General features: G+C 64.8%; 18 protein-coding genes. 8 read left to right on the top strand and 10 right to left on the bottom strand.

Going from position 1 to position 18,046, the window contains the following annotated elements; genetic code table 11:
• Positions 1-105: 105 nt before the first annotated feature.
• Both GV832_RS17760 and GV832_RS17765 read left to right on the top strand, forming a co-directional pair.
• Positions 106-633: a DUF6161 domain-containing protein gene (locus tag GV832_RS17760; protein ID WP_354001984.1), complete on the top strand. Its 528-nt coding sequence runs from the start codon at positions 106-108 to the stop codon at positions 631-633.
• A 194-nt stretch (positions 634-827) separates the two neighbouring features.
• Entirely contained in the window at positions 828-1,154 is a 327-nt protein-coding gene (locus GV832_RS17765) for an arsenate reductase family protein (protein ID WP_227754512.1), read from the top strand.
• Here the strand turns inward: GV832_RS17765 and GV832_RS17770 are convergent.
• Positions 1,151-1,357, bottom strand: a complete 207-nt coding sequence (locus GV832_RS17770) for a cold-shock protein (protein ID WP_168776226.1) — start codon at positions 1,355-1,357, stop codon at positions 1,151-1,153. The genes GV832_RS17765 and GV832_RS17770 overlap by 4 nt on opposite strands.
• Before the next feature lie 213 nt (positions 1,358-1,570).
• Complete coding sequence (thrS, locus tag GV832_RS17775) at positions 1,571-3,520, bottom strand: threonine--tRNA ligase (RefSeq protein ID WP_168776227.1); 1,950 nt, start codon at positions 3,518-3,520, stop codon at positions 1,571-1,573.
• A 154-nt stretch (positions 3,521-3,674) separates the two neighbouring features.
• Here thrS and GV832_RS17780 point away from each other — a divergent pair, with 154 nt between their 5' ends.
• Together GV832_RS17780 and GV832_RS17785 are read left to right on the top strand one after the other, a co-directional pair.
• The gene (locus GV832_RS17780; protein ID WP_168776228.1) at positions 3,675-4,346 is read left to right on the top strand and encodes a DNA-3-methyladenine glycosylase I; all 672 of its coding nucleotides are present in this window, start codon (positions 3,675-3,677) and stop codon (positions 4,344-4,346) included.
• The gene (locus GV832_RS17785) at positions 4,343-5,056 is read left to right on the top strand and encodes an alpha/beta hydrolase (protein WP_168776229.1); all 714 of its coding nucleotides are present in this window, start codon (positions 4,343-4,345) and stop codon (positions 5,054-5,056) included. Before GV832_RS17780 ends, GV832_RS17785 begins: the two co-directional genes overlap by 4 nt.
• A gap of 134 nt (positions 5,057-5,190) precedes the next feature.
• Here the strand turns inward: GV832_RS17785 and phaZ are convergent, their stop codons facing one another.
• Positions 5,191-6,453: a polyhydroxyalkanoate depolymerase gene (phaZ, locus tag GV832_RS17790; RefSeq protein ID WP_168776230.1), complete on the bottom strand. Its 1,263-nt coding sequence runs from the start codon at positions 6,451-6,453 to the stop codon at positions 5,191-5,193.
• 80 nt (positions 6,454-6,533) lie between these two features.
• Here phaZ and GV832_RS17795 point away from each other — a divergent pair, with 80 nt between their 5' ends.
• From GV832_RS17795 to GV832_RS17810, 4 genes are all read left to right on the top strand, one after another.
• Positions 6,534-8,318, top strand: a complete 1,785-nt coding sequence (locus tag GV832_RS17795) for a PHA/PHB synthase family protein (protein WP_168776231.1) — start codon at positions 6,534-6,536, stop codon at positions 8,316-8,318.
• A gap of 128 nt (positions 8,319-8,446) precedes the next feature.
• The gene (locus tag GV832_RS17800; protein WP_168776232.1) at positions 8,447-8,899 is read left to right on the top strand and encodes a Phasin; all 453 of its coding nucleotides are present in this window, start codon (positions 8,447-8,449) and stop codon (positions 8,897-8,899) included.
• Positions 8,900-9,002: 103 nt separating this feature from the next.
• On the top strand, positions 9,003-9,542 hold the full coding sequence (gene phaR, locus GV832_RS17805) for a polyhydroxyalkanoate synthesis repressor PhaR (protein ID WP_168776233.1): 540 nt from the start codon (positions 9,003-9,005) through the stop codon (positions 9,540-9,542).
• A 1-nt stretch (position 9,543) separates the two neighbouring features.
• Positions 9,544-10,488 (top strand): LysR family transcriptional regulator, encoded by a 945-nt coding sequence (locus GV832_RS17810; RefSeq protein ID WP_168776234.1) that lies wholly within the window; start codon positions 9,544-9,546, stop codon positions 10,486-10,488.
• A gap of 58 nt (positions 10,489-10,546) precedes the next feature.
• On the opposite strand, the gene GV832_RS17815 is transcribed toward GV832_RS17810, so the two are convergent.
• The 7 genes from GV832_RS17815 to GV832_RS17845 all read right to left on the bottom strand — a co-directional run bounded on the left by GV832_RS17815 (position 10,547) and on the right by GV832_RS17845 (position 18,027).
• Positions 10,547-11,734, bottom strand: a complete 1,188-nt coding sequence (locus tag GV832_RS17815) for a DegT/DnrJ/EryC1/StrS family aminotransferase (protein ID WP_168776235.1) — start codon at positions 11,732-11,734, stop codon at positions 10,547-10,549.
• 116 nt (positions 11,735-11,850) lie between these two features.
• Positions 11,851-13,134, bottom strand: a complete 1,284-nt coding sequence (locus GV832_RS17820) for an NAD(P)/FAD-dependent oxidoreductase (RefSeq protein ID WP_168776236.1) — start codon at positions 13,132-13,134, stop codon at positions 11,851-11,853.
• On the bottom strand, positions 13,131-14,486 hold the full coding sequence (locus GV832_RS17825; RefSeq protein ID WP_168776237.1) for a glutamine synthetase family protein: 1,356 nt from the start codon (positions 14,484-14,486) through the stop codon (positions 13,131-13,133). Before GV832_RS17825 ends, GV832_RS17820 begins: the two co-directional genes overlap by 4 nt.
• A gap of 16 nt (positions 14,487-14,502) precedes the next feature.
• Positions 14,503-15,180: a type 1 glutamine amidotransferase gene (locus GV832_RS17830; protein ID WP_168776238.1), complete on the bottom strand. Its 678-nt coding sequence runs from the start codon at positions 15,178-15,180 to the stop codon at positions 14,503-14,505.
• 73 nt (positions 15,181-15,253) lie between these two features.
• Positions 15,254-16,591, bottom strand: a complete 1,338-nt coding sequence (locus tag GV832_RS17835) for a glutamine synthetase family protein (RefSeq protein ID WP_168776267.1) — start codon at positions 16,589-16,591, stop codon at positions 15,254-15,256.
• A gap of 231 nt (positions 16,592-16,822) precedes the next feature.
• Entirely contained in the window at positions 16,823-17,602 is a 780-nt protein-coding gene (locus GV832_RS17840) for a phosphate/phosphite/phosphonate ABC transporter substrate-binding protein (RefSeq protein WP_354001982.1), read from the bottom strand.
• Positions 17,599-18,027 (bottom strand): tellurite resistance TerB family protein, encoded by a 429-nt coding sequence (locus GV832_RS17845; RefSeq protein WP_168776239.1) that lies wholly within the window; start codon positions 18,025-18,027, stop codon positions 17,599-17,601. The genes GV832_RS17840 and GV832_RS17845 overlap by 4 nt, the downstream gene beginning before the upstream one ends.
• Between the last annotated feature and the right edge of the window lie 19 nt (positions 18,028-18,046).

The following is an 18,046-nucleotide window of genomic DNA, read 5'->3' on the forward strand; positions in this document are numbered from 1 at the left end:
GCAACGGGGCCTGTCGCTGCGCAATCCGCAAAGCTCCGCGCCAGCCCCCGTTGCCCAACCCGCCCAAATGGGTAAAACTGAAACCCGGAGTCTCGCTCAAGTCGGATAGAACTTGGGGGCAACGTCAAGGTCAATCGCTTCTCAGAAGCAGTGAAGAAGGGACTGCTCTTGCGTGGCCCAGTTGAATATTGGGAACAGAAGAAGAAGCGGCACATGAACGCTACTGTTTTGGTAGGCTGCGTCTTCTTGCTCTACTGCACGTCCGGGGTCTGCTCGTTCTTCAGCGAAGTTATTCGTCCAGCAGGCGGCTTGCAGGCCTATATTGAACAGTGGAGCGGAGCCGGACTTGGTGGGCTGGGCATTCTCGCCGGGGTCGCTGCGATGTTCTTGATGCTTGCACGAGTAATCTATCGGATATTTGCCAGCCAGTTGCACCTTTGGAATGATGCGGCAGAGCGGGTGACCGTCATTAAGACCTACCTAGCGTTAGCAGAGAAAGGTCATGCAAAGGAAGAGTTTCTCGCTGGTCTTATGAACAGGCTCTTTGCCCCAGCATCCGATGGCGTCGTGAAAGACGATCTAGGCTCCGTCGGCCCAATAGATGCTGTGGTCCGTCAGATTACTGGTCGGTAGTTTCACGCTCCCTAGCCGGTGACTGCAGACTTCCCCCAAAACCCTAACAAATCCCTAACCCCACACCCCATCCCCCAACGAATACAACCCCTTAGCCCCTCTTGCACGCGTGCAAGAGCCCCTTGACTCCGCCGACCAGCCCCCCTTGCACCTCCCCGCCCTTTCGGCGAAAACGCCCCCAAAGGAGCAAGCTCATGATCACCATCCTCGGCCTCTCGACCTGCGACACGACCAAGCTTGCCCTGAAAACCCTGACCCAAAAAGGCATCGAGGCCCGCCTGCGCGACATCCGCGCCGAGCCTCTGTCTGACCAGGAAATCGACCGCATCGTGATGGAATTCGGCGACAGGGCGGTGAACAAGCAATCCACCACCTATCGCAGCTTCTCGGCCTTCCTGCGCGAATCCGAGCCCGAGGCGCAGATCAAGGCCCAAGCCGCCGTGATGAAGCGCCCCGTCATCACCGACGGGACCACCTGGACGCTGGGTTGGACCCCGGAGACCGAGGCCCGCTGGTCTTAAAGCAGCTTCAGGTTGCCGGCCGATTGCTTGCCGTCGCGGCCCGACATCAGCTCGTAATTGACCTTCTGGTTGTCGTTCAGCCCCTTGAGGCCCGCCCGCTCGACCGCCGAGATATGGACGAAGACATCCTTGCCGCCATCATCGGGGGCGATGAAGCCGTAGCCCTTGGTGCTGTTGAACCACTTCACGGTGCCATTCGGCATGCCGCTCTCCTTCCTCTAGCTTTCCCCCGGCGGAATTGCCCGGGGCCGTGCGAGCAGACCCATGCCCGTCAGGGAGCCAAAGGGATTTCCGTCGTCACTGGGCGGGATGATGCCAAAGGTTAAACGAAAATCAAGCAGCATTGACGGGGAAGGGGGCTTTTCCTCCCCCTCCCCGCCTGCAAAACCTGCAATCCGGCCCGAATCCGGGCCTGATCAGTGCGAGGGCGGCAGCGCGTCGAAGCCGAAGGCCTTGACCGCCTCGTCGAAACTCACCACCTCGACCCGGTTCTCGCCCAGGCGGCGGACCGAGGCCGTGCGCTCCTCGACCTCCTTCATGCCGATGGCCAGGATGACCGGAACCTTGCCCAGGGAGTGCTCGCGGACCTTGTAGTTGATCTTCTCGTTCCTGGTATCCGCCTCTGCCCGGACACCGGCGCGCTTCAAGGCCTCGGTCAACTCCAGCACATAGGCATCGGCATCCGAGACGATGCTTGCCACCACCACCTGGCGCGGGGCCAGCCAGAAGGGGAACTTGCCCGCGTAGTTCTCGATGAGAATCCCGATGAAGCGTTCAAACGAGCCCAGAACCGCGCGGTGCAGCATCACCGGGTGATGCTTGGCCCCGTCCTCGCCGACATATTCCGCGCCCAGACGCACCGGAAGGTTGAAATCGCATTGGAAGGTGCCGCATTGCCACTCGCGGCCAATCGCGTCGGTCAGCTTGAAATCCAGCTTCGGGCCGTAAAACGCCCCGTCGCCCGGGTTGACCTGGTAGGGCAGGCCGAGGCTGGTGATCGCCTTTTCCAGCGCGGCTTCGGCCTTGTCCCAGACCTCGTCCGAGCCCACCCGCACATCGGGACGGGTCGAGAGCTTGATGTCGAATTTCTGGAAGCCGAGGTCCTTGTAAACGCTGGACAAAAGCGAGATGAAGCCCGCGCATTCGGCCTCGATCTGGTCTTCGGTGCAGAAGATATGCGCGTCGTCCTGCGTGAAGCCGCGCACCCGCATCAGCCCGTGCATGGAGCCCGAGCTCTCATAGCGGTGGCAGGAGCCGAACTCGGCCAGCCGCAGCGGCAGGTCGCGGTAGGACTTCAGACCCTGGTTGAAGACCTGCACATGGCAGGGGCAATTCATCGGCTTCAGCGCGTTGATGCGCTTTTCCTTGGCGCCCTCTTCGTCGACCTCCACGATGAACATGTTCTCGCGGTAAGCCTCCCAGTGGCCGGACTTCTCCCAAAGGACCCGGTCAACCACTTGCGGCGTCTTGATTTCTTTATATCCCGCGCGGCGGAGCCGCCCGCGCATGTAGTCCTCCAGCGTCCGGTAAACCTGCCAGCCATTCGGATGCCAGAAGACCATGCCCGGCGCTTCGTCCTGGAGGTGGAAGAGCTCCATCTCGCGGCCAAGCTTGCGGTGGTCGCGCTTGGCGGCCTCTTCCAGCATGGTCATATGGGCCTTCAGGTCGTCGCGGTTCTTGAAGGCCAGGCCATAGATGCGCTGCAGCATCGGGCGGGTCGCATCGCCCAGCCAATAGGCCCCTGCCACATGGGTCAGCTTGAAGGCATCCGCCGGAACCTGCCCCGTATGAACCAGATGCGGCCCCCGGCAAAGGTCCTGCCAGGCCCCATGCCAATACATCCGCAGGTCCTCGCCCTCGGGGATGCGGTTGATCAGCTCGACCTTGAAGGGCTCGCCGCGCTCTTCGTAATAGGCGATGGCGCGGGCGCGGTCCCAGACCTCGGTCTTCACCGGGTCGCGGGCGTTGATGATCTGCTTCATCTTCGCCTCGATGGCGCCCAGGTCTTCGGGCGTGAAGGGTTCGGCGCGGTCGAAGTCATAGAACCAGCCGTAATCGCGGACCGGGCCGATGGTGACCTTCACATCCGGCCAGATCTCTTGCACGGCGCGCGCCATGATATGGGCGAGGTCGTGGCGGATCAGCTCCAGCGCGGGGCCGTCATCCTTCATCGTGTTGATGGATATCCGGGCATCGCCCATGATCGGCCATTGCAGGTCCCAATGCTGGGCATCGACTTGCGCGGAAATCGCGGCCTTGGCCAGCGAGGGCGCAATCGAGGCCGCCACTTCGGCAGCCGTCACCCCCGGCGCATAGGACCGGATATTGCCATCGGGAAATGTCAGGGAAATCTGGTGAGCGCTCATGGGCGTTCTCCTCGTCGGTTTGGCGCCTACCAAGCGCCCGGTTGCGGGTATGGTGGCAGCGGTTTGCCAATCCTGCCCCGTGTCGTCAAGCCCCCCAGTTGGCCCCTTGCCAATCGGGGGGCGGCAGTGTCACCCTTGGGCAAAGGGGACCCCCATGCGCAGCTTTGCCGAAATCCTTGAAATTGCAGCCTCTCGCCATGGCGGGGCCGAGGCGGTCCTGGCCGATGTGCCGGTCCCGAAGTCGCCCGAGGCCCTGGCCGCGATCCCCGACGACCTTTGGCTGGCGCAGATGGCCAAGGGCATCTTCCAGGCCGGGATCAGCTGGAAGGTCGTCGACAACAAGTGGGAGGGCATCCGGAGCGCCTTCCACGATTTCCGCCCGGCCCGCGTGGCGCTGATCGCGGGCGACGAGCTTGACGACCTCCTGGACGACACGCGGGTGATCCGCTCCGGCCCCAAGATCGTGGCGATCCGCGACAATGCGGTCTGGATGACCAAGGTGGCGGCCGAGCACGGCTCCTTCGCCGCCCGGATCGCCCATTGGCCGGGGGAGGATTACGGCGGGCTCCTCGCCTGGCTCGCCAAGGAGGGCGCGCGGCTGGGCGGCAACACCGGCGCCTATGCCCTGCGCGCCATGGGGCGGGACGGCTTCACGCTCTCGGCCGATGTGGTGGCCCGCCTGGTCGAAGAGGGCGTGATCGACGCCGCACCGAGTTCGTCCCGCGCCTTGAAGGCGGTGCAAGAAGCCTTCAACCAGTGGCGCACCGAAAGCGGCCTGCCGCTGACGACCATCTCCCGCATCCTGGCAAGAAGCATCGACGCATGATCCACAATGGCCGCCGCATCGCCCATCACCAGACTGCAGGGCAGGGGCCCGGCGTCATCTTCCTGGGCGGCTATCGGTCCGACATGACGGGCACCAAGGCGCTCGCCCTGCAAGCCTGGGCCGAGGCCCGGGGCCGCGCCTTCCTGCGTTTCGACTATTCCGGCCATGGGGCGTCAGAGGGCGTCTTCGAGACCCTGGGCATCTCCGACTGGCTCTCGGACGCCAAGGCGGCGCTCAGCCTGACAGAGGGACCCCAGATCCTGGTGGGCTCTTCCATGGGCGGCTGGCTCTCGCTGCTTTTGGCCCGCGAGGTCCCTGACCGCGTCAAGGCCCTGGTCCTGATCGCCCCGGCGCCGGATTTCACCCATGACAGCCTCTTGCCCTCGCTGACCCAGGCCGAACGCGAGGCCCTGGGCACGACGGGCGTGATCCACCGCCCTTCCGCCTATGCCGACTTTCCCTATATCTTTTCCCGCGCGCTGATCTCGCAGGGGGCCGAGAACCTCGTCCTGCGCGCCCCCCTGGCCCTGCCGCCCACCCGCATCCTGCACGGAACGGCGGATGTGGATGTCCCGCAGGACGTGCCCCTTCGCCTTCTGGCCCATGCGACCGGAGACCTGCGCCTGACGCTGGTCAAGGACGCCGACCACCGCTTCTCCTCGCCCGACTGCCTCGGCCTCATCGAATCCACCGTCGACTCCATGAGCTAAGGGCGCCGCAGCGCCCCTTTCCCTTTCATCTTTTCACAAATATCCCACGGGAGGGGCCGGGAGGGTGTGAAACCCTCCCGGGCGGTCCGCAAGACCTCGGAGAGGCTGTCAAGCCCTCAGGCCGCGTTCCGCAATCACGTCGCCAGGCGAATGGGCTTCACCCTGGGCTCGGAATGGGCGTCGATGAAGCCCAGGACCAGCGGCCGGATGTTCAACCGCCAGCTCTTGCCGGCAAAGATCCCGTAATGCCCGGCGTCCGGCTCCAGGTGGCTGGTCTTCTTGTCATCGGGCAGGTTCTTGAGCATGTCCAAGGCCGCGACGCATTGGCCGGGGGCGGAGATGTCGTCCTTCTCGCCCTCGACCGTCATGACCGCCACGCGGGAAATCGCGCCCAGGTCGACATGCTTGCCCGCCACCATGAAGGCGTTCTGCGCAATCTCGCGGTTCTTGAAGATGCGCTCGACGGTCGAGAGATAGAACTCCGCCGTCATGTCCATCACGGCGAGGTATTCGTCGTAAAAGCGGTTGTGCTGGTCGTGATCGGCCGCTTCGCCATTCACCACCCGCATGATCTGGTCCTGGAAAGCCTTGGAGTGCCGCTCGGCATTCATCGACATGAAGCCCGCGAGCTGCAAGAGCCCCGGATAGACCAGCCGCCCGGCGCCCTTGTATTTGAAGCCCACGCGCTGGATGGCGAGCTGCTCGAGCTGCCCCATGGTCACGCGGCGGCCAAAGTCGGTCACATCGGTCGCCGCCGCATCGGGGTCGATCGGCCCGCCGATCAGCGTCAGGCTGCGCGGCTGGGCGTCCGGGTCCTCACCGGCGAGGTAGGCCGTGGCGGCCAGCGTCAGTGGCGCGGGTTGGCAAATTGCGATCACATGGGTCTCCGGGCCCAAATGTCGCATGAACTCCACCAGGTAAAGCGTGTAATCCTCGATGTCGAATTTGCCCTCGGACACCGGGATATCGCGCGCATTATGCCAATCGGTCACATAAACCTCGGCATCCGGCAGAAGGCTGGAGACGGTGGAGCGCAAAAGCGTCGCGTAATGGCCCGACATCGGCGCCACCAGAAGGATCTTGCGGGCCATGGGCGCGCGGCGGCGGACGGCGAAATGGATCAGGTTGCCGAAGGGCTTTTCCACTTCGGTCACCACATCGACCAGGTGATCCTGGCCCTTGGGGCCCACGATCGAGCGGATCCCCCAGTCGGGCTTGGCCACCATGCGCGAGAAGCTGCGCTCCGCCACTTCGCCCCAGGCCGCCATCATCGGGATCATCGGGTTGGGCGAGAGGGCAAAGGCCGGATAGGAGGCCATGGCGCGCGCCGAGGCGCCGGCCCATTCCACCGTGTTGCGGAAGCTTTCCATCCAGTCGTAAGTGGCCATATACTTCATGGGCGCGTCCTTCTGATCGGGGGGCGCCGGGGGGCGCTTTGCGATGCTGCAAAGCAGAATGATAGGGGCGAAAGATTAACATGACAACCGAAGAACAGGACGCTGCGACCAAAGTCGCGCGGTTGCAGGAAAATCTTTCGCGGGTCGAAGCGCTCTCAAGCCGCCTCGCCGCAGCCCTGTCGCAGCGCAAACCCCATGATTTGGCGCTGGATGGCCCCAGCCAGGAGGTTTTTCTGAAGGCTGCGGGGGCTTTCATGGCCGGGATGATGCAAAATCCGGCAAAGTTGATGGAGGCCCAGGTCGGCTACTGGACCAAGTCCCTGAAACAATATGCCGCAGTCCAGGAGGCCGCGCTGAAGGGAGAACCCGTCGCCGATGCCCCCAAGGACCGCCGATTCAGCAACCCGCTTTGGGAGACCAACCCCGCCTTCGCCTATATCAAGGCGCAGTATCTCTTGAATGCCGAGGCGATCCAGAACTCCCTGGCCGATCTCGAGGGCCTGTCGGATGACGACCGCAGCCGGGCCGAGTTCTTCACCAAGCAGATCGTCGACATGTTCGCGCCGACGAATTTCCTGGGCCTCAATCCCGATGCGATGGAAAAGGCCATGGAGACCGACGGCGCGAGCCTCGTCCAGGGGCTGGAGAATCTCGTCCGCGACCTGGAGGCCAACCGGGGCGAGGCGCAGGTGACCTTGGCCGACCCCGCGGCCTTTACCGTGGGCGTCAACATCGCCACCACCCCGGGCGAGGTCGTCTTCCGCAACCGCATGTTCGAGCTGATCCAGTACACGCCCGTCACCGACAAGGTGCACAAGATCCCCCTGCTGATCTTCCCGCCCTGGATCAACAAGTTCTACGTCATGGACATGAAGCCCGCCAATTCGCTGATCCGCTGGATCGTCGAACAGGGCTTCACGGTTTTCGTGGTCTCCTGGGTCAACCCCGACGCCTCTTACGCCGATGTCACGATGGATGACTATATCCGCGAGGGCTTCATGACCGCCATGGCCGAGGTCCGCCGCGCCACGGGCGAGAAGAGGATCAACGCGGTCGGCTATTGCATCGCGGGCACGACCCTGGGCCTGACGCTTGCCCATCTGGAGAAGGCGGGGGACAAGACGGTCAACGCGGCGACCTTCTTCACCACGCTCACCGATTTCTCGGACCCGGGCGAGGTCGGGGTCTTCCTCGCCAACGATTTCGTGGACGGGATCGAGCGGCAAAGCCTGAAGGACGGCATCCTCTCGCGCGCCTATATGTCGCGGACCTTCTCCTTCCTGCGGTCGAACGACCTGATCTGGCAGCCCGCCATCAAGCATTACATGATGGGCGAAAAGCCCCCGGCCTTTGACCTTTTGTTCTGGAACGGCGACGGCACGAACCTGCCCGCCAAGATGGCCATCGAATACCTGCGCGGGCTCTGCCAGGACGACGGCTTTGCGCAGGGCACCTTCAAGGTCTTTGGCGATCCGGTGAAGCTGTCCGATGTCCGCGTGCCGCTGTGTGCCATTGCCTGCGAGACCGACCACATCGCCCATTGGAAAGGGTCCTATAACGGCGTCAAGCAGATGGGCGCCAAGGACAAGACCTTTATCCTCAGCCAGTCCGGCCATATCGCGGGGATCATCAACCCGCCCTCCAAGGGGAAATACGGCCATTACACCAACGAGGGCCCGATGGGCGCCCCGGATGATTGGCGCGCGGGTGCGACCTTCAACCAGGGCTCCTGGTGGCCGCGTTGGCGCGACTGGCTGGCCGACCGCTCCGGCCCCAAGGTCAAGGCGCGCCAGCCCGGCACGGCCGAGCTGCCCGTCCTTTGCCCCGCGCCCGGGACCTATGTGACGGCCACGCCCAAGGTCTGATCTCAAAGCATACAAGCTATGCGGGAAGAATCATGCCGCGTCGCAGAAACTTCACTTGAAATGCTGCGGTGCAGCATGTATGTTGTCTTTCAGAGAATCCGCGCTGATCCGCAACAGGAGTTTGCAACATGGCCACCAAGACCCCCGACTTCGCCAAAGGCTTCCAGGACATGATGGCCGCTTTCCCGGTCGATGCCTCGGCCTTCCAGAACGCCTTCAAGACCCAGGCCGCCTTCGGCGAGAAGCTGACCAAGGTCGCCCTCGAGGCTGCCGAAAAGTCGACCGAGATCTCGTCCAAGTGGGCGAAGGACGCCATCGCCAAGCTCTCCGTGGCCGCCAAGGCCAAGGCCGAGCCGGCTGACTACACCAAGGCCGCCACCGACTTCGCCTCGGCCGCTGCCGAGATGGCCGCCGAGAACCTGGCCGCCTTCGCCGAAGTGGCGAAGAAGGTCCAGACCGAGACCGTCGAAATCCTGCTGGCTGCCGGCAAGGAAGCTTCGACCGAAGCCACCGCCGCCGTGAAGAAGGCCACCGAAGAGGTGACCACCGCTGCCAAGAAGGCCGCTGCGGCCGCGAAGTAATTCGCGCTTAACGAGTTTCAGGGGGCGGGCCGCAAGCCCGCCCTTTCTTTTATTCTGCACCTCGCCTAAGCTTTCTCTGCATTGCAATAAAGGGGGGTCCACCATGGCTGACGCCGCAAAACCGCTTCTGATCAAGCGTTATGCCAGTCGCAGGCTCTACAACACCGAGACCTCGGACTATGTGACGCTGGAGGATATCTCGGGCTTCATCCGCTCGGGGCGCGAGGTGCAGATCATCGACCTGAAATCGGGTGAGGATCTGACCCGGACCTATCTCCTGCAGATCGTGGCCGAGCATGAGGCCAAGGGCGACACTGTCCTGCCGACCAATGTGCTGACCGATATGGTCCGCGCCTATGCGACCAATATGCAGACCGTGATGCCGCAGTTCCTGGCCGCCTCCTTCGACATGCTGCGCGACAGCCAGTCCAAGGCGCTGGAGAGCCTCTCGGTCCTGCCCAACCCCCTGGCGACCGTCCCGGCCTTCGATGCGATGCGCAAGCAGCAAGAGGCTTTCCTGAAAACCATGATGGGCGCCTGGCCCGGCATGACCCCGCCCGCCGCCACCGAGGCGCCGGCCGATGACATCGCCGATATCAAGCGCCAGCTGGACGAGCTGCAGAAGAAGCTCTCCAAGCTTTGACATGGGCGACGCGCCCCGCCTGACCCTTTGGGGCATCGAGAGCTTTCTGGCCGTGGCGGAAGAGGGCGCGATCTCCGCCGCCGCGCGCCGCTTGGGGGTCTCGCCCTCGGCGGTCAGCCAGCAGCTTTCGGGGATCGAGGCGGCGCTGGGGGCGGTCCTCGTTGACCGCGCCTCGCGCCCCATGGGCCTGACGCCTGCGGGCGCCATGTTCCGCCGTCATGCCCAGGCCATCCTGAACGCCGAGGCCGAGGCGCGGGCGGACCTCGCGGTCGCCGATCTGTCGCTGTCGATGACGCTGCGGCTCGGGATGATCGAGGATTTCGACGCCGAAGTGACGCCTGCGCTTCTGACGACGCTGGCGCGCGAGCTGTCGGGCTGCCGGTTTCTCCTGGAGACCGGGGCGAGCCACCGTCTGCTGGATCAGTTGGAATCCCGGGCGCTGGATATGGTGGTGACCGCCGACCAGGAGGCCCATGAGGAGGGCTGGCGCGAGGTCCATCCCCTGATGGTCGAGCCCTTCGTCGCGGTCTATCCGAAAGCCCGGCGTGAGGGTCTGCCCTTGATCCAATACACCGCCCGCCACCTGATGGGCCGCCAGATCGCCGCTCACCTCGCGCGGGAGGGTCAGCGCCCGGCGCATCGCTTCGAATTGGACAGCTATTCCGCCATCCTCGCCATGGTGGCAGGCGGCGAGGGCTGGACGATCCTGACCCCCCTGGCTTTGCACCACGCCGCCCGCTTCCGCGCCGGCGTCGAGGTCGCGCCGCTGCCCTTCGCCCCCCTGGCGCGGAGCCTGTCGCTCTCGGCGCGCTCGGGGGTCTTGCGCGAGATCCCCGCCCAGGTGGCCGGGCATCTGCGGCACTTGGTGGCCGAAAAGGTCATCGGGCCAGCCTTGAAGGACTGGCCCTGGATGACGGCCTTGCGGGTGAAAGGCGCGGCGGGATGAATCCCGCCCTACGCAGATCGCGCGGCGGGGCCCCAGCGCAGGGCGGAGTTCACCCCGCCTATCCCTTCACCGCAAAGGCCGCATCACACAGCGCTCCGGCGATGAAATCCAGTTCGGCCTCGGTCAGACGGGTGGGCAGGCGCACGTCGCAGGCCCGCATCAGCATGGCGCGGGTCTGGGGCAGCTCGGGCGGCTCACCCAGGAACTGCCAGTTCCAGAAGGCGCGGGCATTGTCCTCGCTCAGGCCGAAGATCTGCACCGAAATCCCCCGGCGCTTCGATTCGGTCTGGAAGGCGCGGGCCTCGTCGTCGGACCAGTCTCCGGCCAGGTTGAACTGGATCGAATCGGGGGCGCGCTGTTCGGGGGGCAGGGCAGGGGGCACGGTCAGGTAATCGGAGCCGTTGAGCCGCTCTGCCACCCGGTCATGGCCCGCACGGCCCTTGGCGACACGGGTCGCGACCTCGGGCAGTTGCGGCCGGATCACTGCCGCCGAAAGGTTCTGCATCCGCATGTTGTACAAGGGCAGCTTGTTCTGCCAGGCCATGAAGGAGTTCTGAAGCCCCGGATGTTTCTTCCAATTGTGCTCATAAGCGCCCGACATGATGACGCAGCGCGCGGCAAGCTCGGGGTCGTCGGTGATCAGGATCCCACCTTCGCCCGCGTTCACCAGCTTGTAGCTTTGGAACGAAAAACAGCCGATCTTGCCGATCGTCCCGATCTTCCGCCCATGCCATTCGGTGCCGAGCGAATGCGCCGCATCCTCCAGGACGGGCACGCCCTTGGCGTCGCAAAGCGCCATGATCGCATCCATATCCGAGGTATGACCGCGCATATGGCTGATCAGGACCGCAGCGGCCTCGGGCAGCTTGGCCGCAAAATCCGCCATATCGACGCGGTAGTTGTCGCCGACCTCGACCAGGACCGGCACGCAATCGGCATGGACCACGGCCGAAGGCACGGCGGCAAAGGTAAAGGCCGGGATCAGAACCTTGGCGCCCCTCGGCAGGTCCAGGGCCTTGAGCGACAGAAACAGCGCGGCCGAACAGGAGGACACAGCCAGGGCATAGCGCGAGCCCATGAGCTCTGCGAATTCGCGCTCCAGCTGGGCGACCGGAGAGCCCTCGAGCGCCGTATAACGGAAGAGGTCGCCCGAGGTCAGCAGGCGCTCGATCTCCTCCCGGGCCTGGGCCGGGATCGGCTCGGCGTCATAGACATTGGGGGCGATGATCTGTCCGTCGGGCGCCATGGTCGCAGCTTTCCTGAAAGTCTTCTTCAGGAAATCTTAAACCTCTGATTGGTGACAGGCCAGTGACAATTTCCTTCGCCCGCGACAATCCGCGCAAGTTATGGGCGGGAAATGGCCTAGACCCCCAACCTGTCGCGCATCCCATACCAGAGCATCGCCATGACCAGCAGAGGATGCCGCAGGGCCGCCCCGCCCGGGAAGGGCATCTGGGGGATCCCCGCCATCAGGTCGAAACGCTCTTCCTGGCCCGCCACGGCCTCGGCCATGATCTTGCCCGCAAGCGTCGCAAAGGCCACGCCGTGCCCGGAATAGCCCGAAGCGCTCAGCATCCCAGGCGCGGGCCGGGTGAAACAGGGCAGGCGGTTGGTTGTGATGGCCAGCGTGCCGCCCCAGGCATAGTCGATGCGGGCGTCCCTCAGCTGGGGATAGATCTCCAGCATCGGCTTGCGGACGGTCTTCAGGATATCGGGGAAGCGATAGCCATAAGACTCGCCCCCGCCAAACAGAAGCCGGTTGTCCTCGGACAGCCGCCAGTAGTTCACGACGAAGCGGGTGTCATAGACGGCGATGTTTTCCGACAGCACCTTGGCGGCATCCCCAAGGGGTTCCGTTGCCAGGATGAAGTTGTTGATCGGCATGACGCGGGCGGCGACCTTGGGTTGCAGGTCACCGAGATATCCGTTGCAGGCCAGGAGGATATGCTTGGCCCGCACCGAGCCCTTGGCCGTCGTCACCATACCCTCGGCCAGCCCCGTGACTTCCGAGTTCTCAAAGAGCATCGCCCCCGCGCCCTGCGCCGCGCGCGCAATCGCCAGCGCGAAGTTCAGCGGGTGGATATGGCCGGCCGAGCGGTCGATGATCCCGCCCTTGAAGGCCTGCGACCCGATCAGCCCCCGGATCGCGTCCTGGTCCAAGGTCTCGATGGCCTGGTAGCCGTAATCGCGGGAGAGCTTTTCGGCATAGGCATGGGCCTCGCGCACCTCGCCCGCATGGTGGCAGGCGACGGCCACGCCGGGCGCATAGTCGAGCCCCGCGTCCTGGCAGATCGCCTTGACCAGGTCCTTGGCCTCTTCGGCCAGGTCCCACAAAGCCCGGGCCTTGGTCTGGCCGAGCGACTTCTCCAGCCAATCCTGGTCCTGCCTTTGCCCCGAGCCCACCTGGCCGCCATTGCGGCCCGAGGCGCCGAAGCCCAGCCGCTGCGCCTCGAGCAGAACCACCCGGTAGCCCCGGCGGCCGAGGTGCAAGGCGGCGGAGAGGCCGGTATAGCCGCCCCCCACGACGCAGACATCGGCGGCCACATCGCCCTCAAGGCTGGGCAGCGCCGGGAAGGGCACCGCCGTGGCCGCGTAGTAAGAGGGCGGATAAGCGCCCTGCTTGTCGTTCACATGCAGAAGGTTCATACGTTCAACAACAGGTGCTGACGCTCCCAAGGCGAGATGACCTGCAGGAACTCTTTGTATTCGTTGCGTTTGACAGAGTTATAGACCTTGTGGAAATCGGCCCCCAGGATCTCGATCAGGGCCGTGTCCGCCTCGAAAGCGTCCAAGGCGTCGCCCAAGGTCGAGGGGATCTGGTCCTCGTCGACATAGGCCGAGCCGGTGAATTCGGCCCGCGCGCCCTTTTTCTCCATGAGCCCAAGGTAGCCGCAGGCCAGCGTGGCCGCGATGCCAAGGTAAGGGTTGCAATCCATCCCCGGCAGGCGGTTCTCGATCCGCCGCCCGGCCGGGGAGGAGATCGGAATCCGCAGGCCCGTCGTCCGGTTGTCGCGGCCCCATTCCAGGTTGATCGGCGCGGCGAAGTCCGGGACGTAACGGCGGTAGGAGTTCACATAGGGCGCCAGAAGCGCAATCGCCCCGGTCAGGTGGTTCTGCATGCCGCCGATGAAGTCGAAGAAGGCGGGGGTCTCCACGCCCTTGGGGCCCGCGAAGATGTTCTTGCCGGATTTCGAATCCACGACCGAGGTGTGGATATGCATGGCACTCCCCGGCTCTCCGGCAATCGGCTTGGCCATGAAGGTGGCGAAGCAGTCATGCCGCAAGGCCGCCTCGCGGATCAGGCGCTTGAAGAAGAAGACCTCGTCGGCCAGCTTGATCGGGTCACCATGGGCGAGGTTCAACTCGATCTGCCCCGCGCCGCCCTCTTGCAGGATGCCGTCGATCTCCAACCCTTGCGCCTCGGCAAAGTCATAGATGTCGTCGATCACCTTGCCATATTCGTCGATGGCCGACAGGCTATAGGCCTGTTTCGCCGCAGCCTTGCGGCCCGAGCGGCCCATCGGCGCCTCGACCGGCATATTGGGGTCGATGTTGCGGGCGGTCAGGAAGAATTCCATCTCGGGCGCCACGACCGGGGTCCAGCCCTGGTCGTTGTAGAGCTTGATGATCTTTTTCAACACGTTGCGCGGCGAGAAGGGCACCGGATTGCCCTCCTGGTCCATCGCGTCATGGATCACTTGCAGCGTCACATCCGCCGTCCAGGGCGCGGCGGTCGCGGTATCCAGGTCGGGGACCATGACCATGTCCGGCTCGGTGAAGGCGTCGAAGGGATTGTCGGCCCATTCGCCCGTGATCGTCTGCAGGAAGATCGAGTTCGGCAGGTAATAGTTGGTCTGCTTGGCGAACTTGGGCGCGGGCATGGCCTTGCCCCGCGCGACCCCGGCAATGTCGCCGATCACGCATTCCACCTCATCCACGCGCCGGTTGCCAATGTAATCACGCGCCGCCTCGGGCAGCTGATCGGTCCACTTGGACATGTTAACCTCAGGGGCCTCAGGCCCGTTCCTGTTTGAAGAAGGCCGCGATCTGCCCGGCCATGGTCTGCGTATCGAGAGGCAGCGACAGACGCCCGGTGGCCTCGGCCATCAGCGCATCGGGCACCAGCCCCTTGCCCCGGGTCTTCATCAGCCCATCGACGAATTCGGAGCGGAATTCGGGATGGGCCTGCACCGTGAGGGCGCGGTCGTCATACAAAAGCGCCGCATTGGTGCAGAAATCGTTCGTCGCAATCACCTTGGCAGAGGGCGGGGCGACCGTCACCTGGTCCTGGTGCCAGGCGTTCATCCGCAGGCTGTGATCGCCGAAATCATACTCGGTCGGGCCCACGGCCCAGCCCTTTGCGTATTTTTCGACCTTGCCGCCCATGGCCTGGGCCACGATCTGGTGGCCAAAGCAGATGCCCACGACGGGCACCCGCGCCGCAAAGGCCGCGCGGATGAAGTCCTCCAAGGGCGGGATCCAGGGGTGATCCTCGTAGACGCCATGGCGCGAGCCGGTGATCAGCCAGCCGTCGCAGTCATGGACATCCTTGGGGAAGGCCCCCTCGACGACGCGGAAGGTCTGAAAGGTGAAGCCGTTCCCGTCCAGAAGGCGGGCGAACATGTCGGGGTAATCGCCCATGTCCTTCAGCGCTTCGGGCGCGAGGCCGGTTTGCAGGATGCCGATTTTCATGCGTCGCCTTGGTTTCCTGGCCCATTTAGCCCGCGCCCCCCGGGTCTGGTCAAGGGGGCACGGGATATTTTGATCAAACGGTGTCGAGATAGAGCTCGACCTTTTCGGAATCCGACAGCTCGTCTAGGTAATGCAGCTCTTGCCGCTTGGTCGAGATCAGGTTCTTGATCAGCTCGGGATGGATGAAGCGCGGCACGATTTCCGACTGTTCCAGCGCCTCGATGGCGGCCTCCCAATTGGGCGCGATCTGGGGCAGGTCCTCGATCGCATAGGCATTGCCGACGACAGGGCTCGGGGCGTCCATCTCGTGCTCGATCCCGTCCAGAGCCGCGCCAAGGATCCCCGCCAGCATCAGGTAGGGATTGACGTCGCCGCCCGCGACCCGGTGCTCGATGCGGCGCGCGGCCGGGTTGCCCGCCGGGATGCGGATGGCCGAGGTGCGGTTCTCATAACCCCAGGAGACGGCGGTGGGGGCGTGCTTGCCCGGCACGAGGCGCTCATAGGAATTCTGGTGCGGCGCGAAGAGCAGCGTCGAATCATGCATCGCATTCAGGCAGCCCGCGACGGCCTGGCGCAAGAGCGCCGTGCCCTTGGGGCCGCCCGAGTCGAAGACATTGCGCCCGTCGTTGTCCACCAGCGAGAAGTGAGTGTGCAGGCCCGAGCCGGAATATTCCGGGTAGGGTTTCGCCATGAAGCTCGCCGCAAAGCCGTGGCGCCGCGCCAGGCCCTTGACCAGCATCTTGAAGAGCCAGGCATCATCGGCGGCGCGCAAGGCGTCGTCGCAATGCATCAGGTTCACTTCGAACTGCCCCAGACCCGTCTCCGAGGTCGAGGTATCGGCCGGAATGTCCATCGCCTCGCAAGCGTCGTAGAGGTCGGTAAAGAAGGTGTCGAAAGCGTCGAGCGCGCGGATCGACAGGGTCTCGGCCGCCTTCCGGCGCTTGCCCGAACGCGGCGAGGGGGGGACTTGCAGCGTCTTGCCCGAATCGTCGATCAGGAAGAATTCCAGCTCCATCGCGCAGACCGGCGTGAGCCCCCGCGCCTTGAAGCGCTGCACGACCGTCGCAAGCGCATGGCGCGGGTCGCCCTCATAGGGCGTGCCGTTCTCGCGGAACATCCAGATCGGCAGAAGCGCGGTCGGCGCCTCGAGCCAGGGCATCGGCATGAAGCCGCGTTCGGTGGGTTTCAGCACCCCGTCCTGGTCGCCCTGTTCGAAAACCAGCGGGCTGTCGTCGATATCCTCGCCCCAGATGTCGAGGTTCAGGACCGAGAAGGGGAAGCGCGTCCCATCCTTCACGACCTTGTCTGCAAAACGCGCGGGAACCCTCTTGCCCCGTGCCTGCCCGTTGAGGTCCGCCGCCGCCACGCGAATGGTCCGGACGTCCGGGTGTTTCCTGAGCCAATCCTTCATCATGTCATTCATTCGGAAGGGGCACGATCGCAGCCATGGCTGCCTCGGATCATGCCCTTGATCCATCCCCTTTAGCCGATCCCGGCAGGTGCCTTCGCAGCACCCGCGTCAATTTGATCAAATTCAGGATGCGGGATTCGGGCGCGTTTGGCAACAAGAATCGGCTGTGGAAAGGTCGCCTGGGGGCGCTGCCCCCAGACCCCCGGGATATTTGTGAAAAGATGAAAGGGCTTAGGGGGCGCCGAAATGAGACGGTGCGGGAGGCGTGGGGATGGAAAGATAGGCATCCGCAGAGATTCGCGTGAGGCCCTTGAGGCAAAGCGTGGCGCGGTCCTCCTGGGAAAGGGCGGCGACGGCCTGTTGCAGGATCGGGAAAAGGCGGTCGGCATCGGCGTCCTTGGCGGCGATCCAGGGCAGTCCGGGGGTCGGGGTGGTGCGGGCGATCACTTTCAGGCTTGCCGCAAAGGCGTCGTGGCGGGTGATCATCGTCCAGGTCACGACGTCGATGCCCGCGATCTCGGCGCGGCCCTCGGCCACGGCGCGGGCCGACAGGACATGGCCGCCGGAGCGGAGGGATGGTCGCAGGGTGACGCCCTGCGAGAGCGCATGGGACATCGGCCCCGCCCAGCCCGATTGCGAGAGGTCCTCGTTGAAGGCAAGGGCCGCGCCGTCAAAGGCCTTGAGGCTGTCGCGCTTGTCGTCCTTGCGCGCGACATAGACCGAGACATAATGCCCAGGCGGGCAGCCCTCGACGCCGTAATCGGGGGTGGCCAGAAGGGTGACGCGGCCATGGAGCTTGGCGCGGTAGGGATAGCCGCAGGTCTGGGAGAGGATCAGGTCAGGGCTCTCCCAGGCCGGCCAATAGGATTGGGGCCCCCGGGTGAGGGCTTCGGGCGCGGGCAGCCCTTCGGCCCTGAGCCCGTCGCGGATCAGAGCCCAAAGCCGGTCATTGGCGGGCTGGACTTCGGCCCGGTCATACATGGCCAGCGAGGCGATCCCCGAGCCTGTCACTGGGCGGCCCTCTGCCGCGCGAGGGCCGAGTCGACATCGTTCAGCCCGAGGAGATTGGCCGCCAGCCGCAGGAGCCGATCCTCTTCGGCATCGCGCTGCCCATCGGCCAGGGCCACGCGCCAGAGCGCCTCGACCAGCGACTTGCGGTCTTCCAGCGGCACGGCCTCTTTCAGCGCGCGGGTGAAGCGGACCGTGTCGGGGGCAAGCTGCTCGGCCGTCTCGGCCTCTTGGCGCAGGGCGCGGGCGGCCTCGGGGGCAAGGGCGTAACGGCTGGCGAGGATGCGGTCGATCCGCGCCAGTTCGGCCGGGGAGGCATGGCCATCGGCCCGCGCCACGCGCACCAAAAGCGCCGCCAGCGCCAGCTGTTCATCGGGGGCCGGAAGCCGGGAGGGGGCGGGGCCGAAGAGGAGGTCGAGGAAGCTCATCCCCCAAGGATAGGACGCG

It is taken from the genome of Stagnihabitans tardus (assembly GCF_009925085.1).
Taxonomy (GTDB): Bacteria; Pseudomonadota; Alphaproteobacteria; order Rhodobacterales; family Rhodobacteraceae; genus Stagnihabitans; species Stagnihabitans tardus.